Source organism: Rhodococcus sp. ENV425, from assembly GCF_002887785.1.
GTDB classification, from domain to species: domain Bacteria; phylum Actinomycetota; class Actinomycetes; order Mycobacteriales; family Mycobacteriaceae; genus Rhodococcus; species Rhodococcus aetherivorans.
Genome location: NZ_PCZU01000283.1, coordinates 62,572 through 69,100 on the forward strand (window position 1 = coordinate 62,572; position 6,529 = coordinate 69,100).

The following is a 6,529-nucleotide window of genomic DNA, read 5'->3' on the forward strand; positions in this document are numbered from 1 at the left end:
TTCCGTTCTCGGTTCAGTTGTCGGTTCCGGTGAGCGCGGCTTCACCGAGGAAGGCCAGCACCACGGACGAGTGGTTCCGCGCCTCGTCGACCGGTCCGGAGTACACGGATTCGCCGCGGTTGACGACGACGACGTCGTCCGCGATCTTCATGCCGGCCTCGGCGTTCTGTTCGACCATGAGGACGCCGATGCCACGGTCGGCGATGCTGCGCACGCTGGCCATGACCCGGTCGACCACGGCGGGGGCCAGACCCATCGACGGCTCGTCCATGAGGATGTACCCGGGCTGCGACATGAGGCTGCGGCCGAAGGCGAGCATCTGCTGCTCGCCGCCGCTGAGCAGGCCGGCGGGGCCGGACTGCCGCTCCTCGAGGATGGGGAACATCTCGAACACGGTCCGCATCGATTCCTCGCGGGCCTTCTTCGACGCCACCAGGCCCCCGATCTTGAGGTTCTCGTGGACGGTGAGCGAGCCGAACACCTTGCGGCCCTCGGGAACCAGCGAGATGCCCCGCTTGAGGATCTTGTGGGCGGGCCATCCCTTGATCGACTCGCCGTCCAGAAGCACGTCCCCGGAACTGGGCGTGGTCAGCCCCGCGACGGTGCGGAGGGTGGTGGTCTTGCCGGCGCCGTTGGCGCCGAGGACGAGCGTCACCCGGCCCGGCCGCGCGGTGACGGACACCCCGCGCACGGCACTGACCTTGCCGTAATCGACGTGCAGATCACGAATCTCGATCATCGTTGTCCTGCTTTCCGAGATAGGCCTCGCGCACCGCCGGATCACGCACCACGTCGGCGGGGGAACCGGAGGCGATGAGCTGTCCGGAGTTCATGGCGAAGAGGTGATCGCAGACGTCCACCATCATCTGCACGTCGTGTTCGACGATCAGCTGGGTGAGTCCTTCCGAGCGCAGGTCGGACATCAGCCCGCCGATCTCCTCGCGTTCGAAGCGGTTCATGCCGGCGGTGGGTTCGTCGAGCAGCAGCAGCTTCGGGGACATCACGATGGCGCGGGCGATCTCCACCCGGCGCTGCAGGCCGTACGAGAGCTGGCCGGGGCGCAGCTTCTCCTTGCCGTCGAGCCCGGTGCGCTCGAGGGCGGTGCGCACGGCCGCCTCGGCGGCGTCGCGTTCGGTGCTGTCGACCCGTCGCCACCACCGTCGCGGTCCCGCGATCAGGTCGTGCCCGAGTTCGACGTTCTCGTGCACGGTGAGATCGTCGAGGAGACGGACGGTCTGGAAGGTGCGCCCGATGCCGAGCCGCGCCACCTGCTCGGGTTGGACGCCGGAGAAGTCCCGCCCCTCGAAGTGCATCGATCCGCGGGTCAGGGGCGTGAGCCGGGTGACGGCGCCGAGCAGGGTGCTCTTGCCCGACCCGTTGGGTCCGAGGATGCCGGAGATCAGGCCGCGCTCGAGGCCCAGGGTGATGCCGTCGACGGCCTTGATGCCGCCGAAGTGGACCGCGAGATCCTCGATGCGTAGCACCTGATCCGGAACCCGGCCGGGAACGCCCTCCTGGGGAGCGACTTCGGTGGTCATCGCGTTTCTCCTGTCGAGGCGGAGTGGGCACCGGTGCCCGCGAGTTCGGCGCCGAGTTCTGCGGCGGCCTCGTCGTCGGCCGCGTCGGCGAGACGTTCCGCGGCAGCCGCGTCCTCGAGGGCCGCGCTGTCGCGACGGGCGAGGCGGCGACGGTACAGGTCGGTGACGACGCCGGTGATGCCGCCGGGCATGAAGATCGCGGCGATGGCGACGATGATGCCGTAGACGATGCTCTGGTAGGTGCCCACCTGCTCCAGCATCACCGGAAGCCACGTGAAGATGAGGGCGCCGATGAGCACACCGAGCCAGGACCGGGAGCCACCGACGATGATGATCGTCAGCGCGAGCACGATCAACGGGAAGCCGATGTTCTCCGGGGCGATGGCCGTCATCATCAGGATGTTCAGGGCGCCTCCGAGCGCGCCGAGCACACCGCTGATCACGAAGGACATCCGGCGGTAGCGGGCGACGTTGATGCCCATGGCCGAGGCGAGTTCCGGGTCTTCGCGGACCGCCTCGATGCGCCGGCCCATGCGGCCGCGCTCGCTGAGGATCATCGCCGCGACGACGGCGGCACAGACGACGGCCAGGTGCGGGACGGAGATCTCCGGGGTGGTGAGAACGCCGAACAGGCCGACCGAGCCGCCGGTGAGCTCGCCGCCGTTGTGGGCGACGACGGTGACGATCATGACGAACGCGACGGTGGCCATGGCCAGGTACAGGCCGGCGAGGCGCTGCAGGATCAGCGAGAGCAGGTATCCGATGACCGCGCAGATCACGACGATGGCGGCGGTCGCGGAGATTGCGTCGAATCCGTAGTGCAGCACGAAGATTGCGGCGCCGTAGCTGCCCATGCCGTAGAAGGCGGCGCCGGCGAAGGAGAACACTCCCATCCGGAACTGGATCTGGATGCTCAGGGCGAGGAGCAGCACCGTGAACGTGCTCTGGATGAGGACGATGTTGGAGAAGTAGAAGTCGCTCATACCCGTCGCACCTCCTTCCTTCCGAAGATGCCCTGCGGCCGCAGCAGCAGAACCACGAGGATGAGGCCGAAGCCGACGGCGTCGACCCAGCCGCCGCCGGTGTAGCGGAGCACCAGGACCTCGGAGAACGCGAGCACCATCGCACCGAGCGCGGCGCCGCCGGTGCTGCCCACGCCGCCGAGGATGATGATGGCGAACGCCTTGATGAGGAGGGTCTCACCGCTCTCGGCGGTGATGGCGCCGAGGTTGTAGGTGAGCAGGGCACCGGCGAGGCCGGCGAGGCCGCCCGACACCGCCATCGTCAGCAGCGACAGCTGGCGCCGCTTGACGCCCATCAGTTCGGCGGTCTCCGAGTCCACGCCGATGGCCCGCAGGGCGAGCCCGTGGCTGGTGTTCTTGAGCCAGAAGGAGATCGCCAGCGTGAGGATCAGCGCGCAGCCGAGCACGATCAGGCCCGTGCTCGTGAGTCGCAGGTCGCCGACGGTGTAGACCGACGTCTCGTACGAGCTGCCCACGAAACCGAACGGCTCACTCAGCGTGCGGAACTGCACGACGGCGACCGGGATGGTGCCGATTCCGATGCCGCCGATGAGGATCTGCAGTTCGGCGGTCCGCTGGTTCTTGGCCCGTCGCAGGATCGGCTGGAACGCGAAGACGTCGATGGCCGCCGAGAGCGCCGCCCCGACCACGACGGAGATCAGGCAGACCGTGACGAGCCCGAGACCGACGTTGGACACGATCTGGGAGGCCACGAACGCGGAGAACATGAAGATCCCGCCGTGGGCGAAGTTGAGGATGTCGATCGTTCCCCAGGAGATGCTCATTCCCAGGCAGAAGAGCAGGTAGATGGAGCCGAGCACGAGCGCGTCGATCACCAGCTGTGACATGACGCCTGCCTTCCTCCGGCCGGGATTCCCCGGCGGCGGTGCGATGTTCTTCCGGTCATTCGTCGAACTCCTTGGTGCACAGGTGCGGAGCGATCCGCACTACTTCGCCGATTCCTGGTCGTCGATCAGCACTTCTTCCGTGCCGTTCCATTCCACGAGCACGCCGTTGACGCGCATGTCGTTGCCTTCGAAGCGCACCGGGCCGAGCGCGCCGTCGAAGCCCTCGGCCACGACCTGCTCGAGGCCGCGCTGCAGGTCGTCGCGGGACGCACCGCCGGCGTTCTTGGCAGCGTGGGCGAGCATCCAGGTCGCGTCGTAGCCCTCGGCCGCGTAGTTGAGCGGATTCTCCCCGTTGTACTCGGCGCGGTACGCCTCGACGAACCGCTGCGAGGACTCGTCCTTCTGGTGGAAGCTGAAGTCGGTGGCCCAGTACATGCCCGCGCCCGCGGCACCGGCGGGTGCGAGGTTGCCCGCGCCGGCGGCGGGGTTGCCCACCACGGTGCCGGTGTAGCCGGCCTGGCGCAGCTGCGACATGGCCGTGGAGTTGCCGGCGCCGACGAGCAGGACGATGACCGCGTCGGGCTTCTCACCGGCGATCTTCGTTGCGGTGGTGCCGAAGTCCTGCGTGGTGGCCTGGACGGAGGTGCTCGACAGGATCCGGTAGCCGTACTTCTCCTGGCCCTCGGGGATGGTCTTCTCACCGAGTCCGGCGAGGGTGACGTTGCCCGCGTTGTAGAGCACGCTCACGGTCTTCACACCCTGCTGCTGCAGCCGCTCGAGCGCCTTGACGAAGTAGGTCTCCATCGGAGCCGTCGCGCGGTAGGTGTAGTCGCCGATGACGACGCCCTCGCTGCCGGACTGGGTGAAGATCGTCGGCAGCCCGGCCCGTTCCACGAGCGGGGCGATCGCGACGGCATGGGCGCTGAGCACCGGTCCGAGCAGGGCGCTGACACTCTTGTCGGTCAGCGTCTCGGTGGCCTGGCTGACCGCGGTCTGCGTATCGCTCGCCGAATCACGCTTCTGCAGAACGATCTTCGAGTCACCCAGGTAATTCTGCTCGTTGATCTCCTGGATCGCGAGTTCGATGCCCTTGAGCTGGCTGTTGCCGACGTACGCCGTGGTGCCGGTCTGGTCGGTCACGGAGACGACCTTGATCTCGGCCGGCAGGTCACCGTCGGCGACGGTGCCGTTTCCGCCGGAGCCGCAGGCGGCCGTGAACAGGACGCCGAACGCGCTCGCGGCTCCGAGCAGACGACGCCGGACTTTCCGGTCGACTCGAGACATGTGTGCACCTTCCGGTCGAATGATATGCATCATTAGTCGTGATGCCCGTCACAGTAGAGCCACGCCGACGAAATGTCCAGAGGTCGATCCGGATATGCGCAGGAATTATTTGCGGGCGGGGACGCGTACGGGGTCCACGGCGACGGCCGGTGTCCACCGACCCCGTCCCGCCCCCGCGACGGCCACACAGAAGAGGACAAAAATCGTTACCGCACCGGCGGATCCGTAGGAGTATCCCCACGCCGACGAGAAGGCGCCGGCCACCAGGATCATCACCGCCGCGAAGCCGTACGACGAACACGCGTACAGCGACGTGCTCCTCCCCTGCTCCACCGGCGTCATGCCGGCGGTGAGCAGGATGAGGCCCTGCGCGTATGCGAAGCCCTGCCCGATGCCCCACAGGAAGCTGCCGGCCAGTACCGGCCACAGCGTGCGGGCGACGAGGCCGGCGGCGACGAACACGCCACCACCGGCGAGCAGGAGCAGACACAGCTGGGGCCCCGGGAAACGGCCTGCGGCCCGGGCGAGGTAGGGGCCCAACCAGGCCGTGACGAGCAGGATGATGGCGGCGAGGACGCCGACCACCAGCAGCTCGGACCCGATCCCGTCGCGCAACGCCGACGGCAGCACGCCGACGGCGATGCCGCCGACCGTCCACCCGGCCGCACCCAATCCGTAGGCGGGCAACCTGTTCCGGTCGAACGCGGCGCCCGCGCCGGCCGGAACGGGTCCCGCCGGGCGCGGGGGCTCGGCGTGCCGGAGCGCGGAGAGCCGGCGCCTGTTCCCCCACAGCGCGGCGGCGAGCAGCAGTCCCGAGAGCACGAGGGAGACGGCGTGCAGCCGATAGATGAGAACGGTGGGCTCCGGCAGCAATTGGGCGACGGTGGCCGCGGCGATCAGGCCGAGGAACGAGCCCGCGATCGCGCCGGTCGCCGCAAGGGTGCGGCCCGCGTCGCCGCGCGCCGCCACGGCGAGCGTGGCGGCGGATCCGGTGGCGAGCCCGACACACGTTCCGGTCAGGGCACGGCCGACGAAGAGCAGCCAGACGGTGTCGGCGCCGGACCACAGGGCGACGTCGCCGAGGACCCCGACGACGAGCGCACCCGGCAGGACGGCCCACGCGAACCGTCCGAGCGCGCTCCTGCTCACGACCAGGAACATCGACACCAGGGCGACGAAGTACGTCACGAACAGGGCGGCCAGCACGAACGGGGACAGGCCCAGATGGTCCTCGTACAACGGCAGGATCGGGCCCGGAATGTTGGACCCGACGACGGCGAACGTGAATGCGGCCGCCACCGCGGCGCCCAGGAGGACCGGTCCCCGGCCGGGTCGCGGAGCCCGGACCGCGATCATGCCCGTACGGGCAGACTCTTCACGAGCGGTGGGTCGTAGTCGGTCTTTCCGATCTTGGAAGCGCCGCCCGGTGAGCCGATCTCGGCGAAGAAGTCGGCGTTGATCTGCGTGTACCCGGCGCGATCCTCGGGGACGTCGTCCTCGAAGAAGATCGCCTCCACGGGGCAGACGGGTTCGCAGGCGCCGCAGTCGACGCATTCCTCCGGGTTGATGTACATCATCCGGCCGCCCTCGTAGATGCAGTCCACCGGACACTCCTCGATGCACGCCTTGTCGAGGACGTCGACACAGGGCTCGGTGATGGTGTAGGTCACTGCGCACTCCTCCGATTCGATGACCGCGTGATTTAGGTCATAATCATATTCATTGATTGTCGGGTGTCAATGGGTGTCCGCTCCGAGTGCCTCGACGACCGGCCGGCGACGCACCACCGCGACCCCGGCACCGCAGACGCAGGCCAGGAAGAACCCGCAGAAGGCGT

7 protein-coding genes are annotated in these 6,529 nt (G+C 68.4%); all 7 read right to left on the minus strand.

Annotated elements, in window-relative coordinates:
- Nucleotides 1–13: 13 nt before the first annotated feature.
- The 7 genes from CQZ88_RS26890 to fdxA all read right to left on the minus strand — a co-directional run bounded on the left by CQZ88_RS26890 (nucleotide 14) and on the right by fdxA (nucleotide 6,362).
- Nucleotides 14–739 carry an ABC transporter ATP-binding protein gene (locus CQZ88_RS26890; RefSeq protein WP_006941656.1) on the minus strand — a complete coding sequence of 242 codons (726 nt, stop codon included), beginning with the start codon at nucleotides 737–739 and terminating at the stop codon, nucleotides 14–16.
- Nucleotides 723–1,538, minus strand: coding sequence for an ABC transporter ATP-binding protein (locus CQZ88_RS26895; protein ID WP_029546564.1), 816 nt, complete (start codon nucleotides 1,536–1,538; stop codon nucleotides 723–725). The genes CQZ88_RS26890 and CQZ88_RS26895 overlap by 17 nt, the downstream gene beginning before the upstream one ends.
- Nucleotides 1,535–2,521, minus strand: coding sequence for a branched-chain amino acid ABC transporter permease (locus tag CQZ88_RS26900; protein WP_006941659.1), 987 nt, complete (start codon nucleotides 2,519–2,521; stop codon nucleotides 1,535–1,537). Before CQZ88_RS26900 ends, CQZ88_RS26895 begins: the two co-directional genes overlap by 4 nt.
- The gene (locus tag CQZ88_RS26905) at nucleotides 2,518–3,408 is read right to left on the minus strand and encodes a branched-chain amino acid ABC transporter permease (protein ID WP_006941660.1); all 891 of its coding nucleotides are present in this window, start codon (nucleotides 3,406–3,408) and stop codon (nucleotides 2,518–2,520) included. The genes CQZ88_RS26900 and CQZ88_RS26905 overlap by 4 nt, the downstream gene beginning before the upstream one ends.
- A gap of 99 nt (nucleotides 3,409–3,507) precedes the next feature.
- Nucleotides 3,508–4,692 (minus strand): ABC transporter substrate-binding protein, encoded by a 1,185-nt coding sequence (locus CQZ88_RS26910; protein ID WP_043803178.1) that lies wholly within the window; start codon nucleotides 4,690–4,692, stop codon nucleotides 3,508–3,510.
- 105 nt (nucleotides 4,693–4,797) lie between these two features.
- A complete protein-coding gene (locus CQZ88_RS26915; protein ID WP_102800555.1) occupies nucleotides 4,798–6,048 on the minus strand; it encodes an MFS transporter in 1,251 nt (416 codons plus the stop codon).
- Nucleotides 6,045–6,362, minus strand: coding sequence for a ferredoxin (fdxA, locus tag CQZ88_RS26920; protein WP_029546568.1), 318 nt, complete (start codon nucleotides 6,360–6,362; stop codon nucleotides 6,045–6,047). The genes CQZ88_RS26915 and fdxA overlap by 4 nt, the downstream gene beginning before the upstream one ends.
- Nucleotides 6,363–6,529 lie beyond the last annotated feature (167 nt).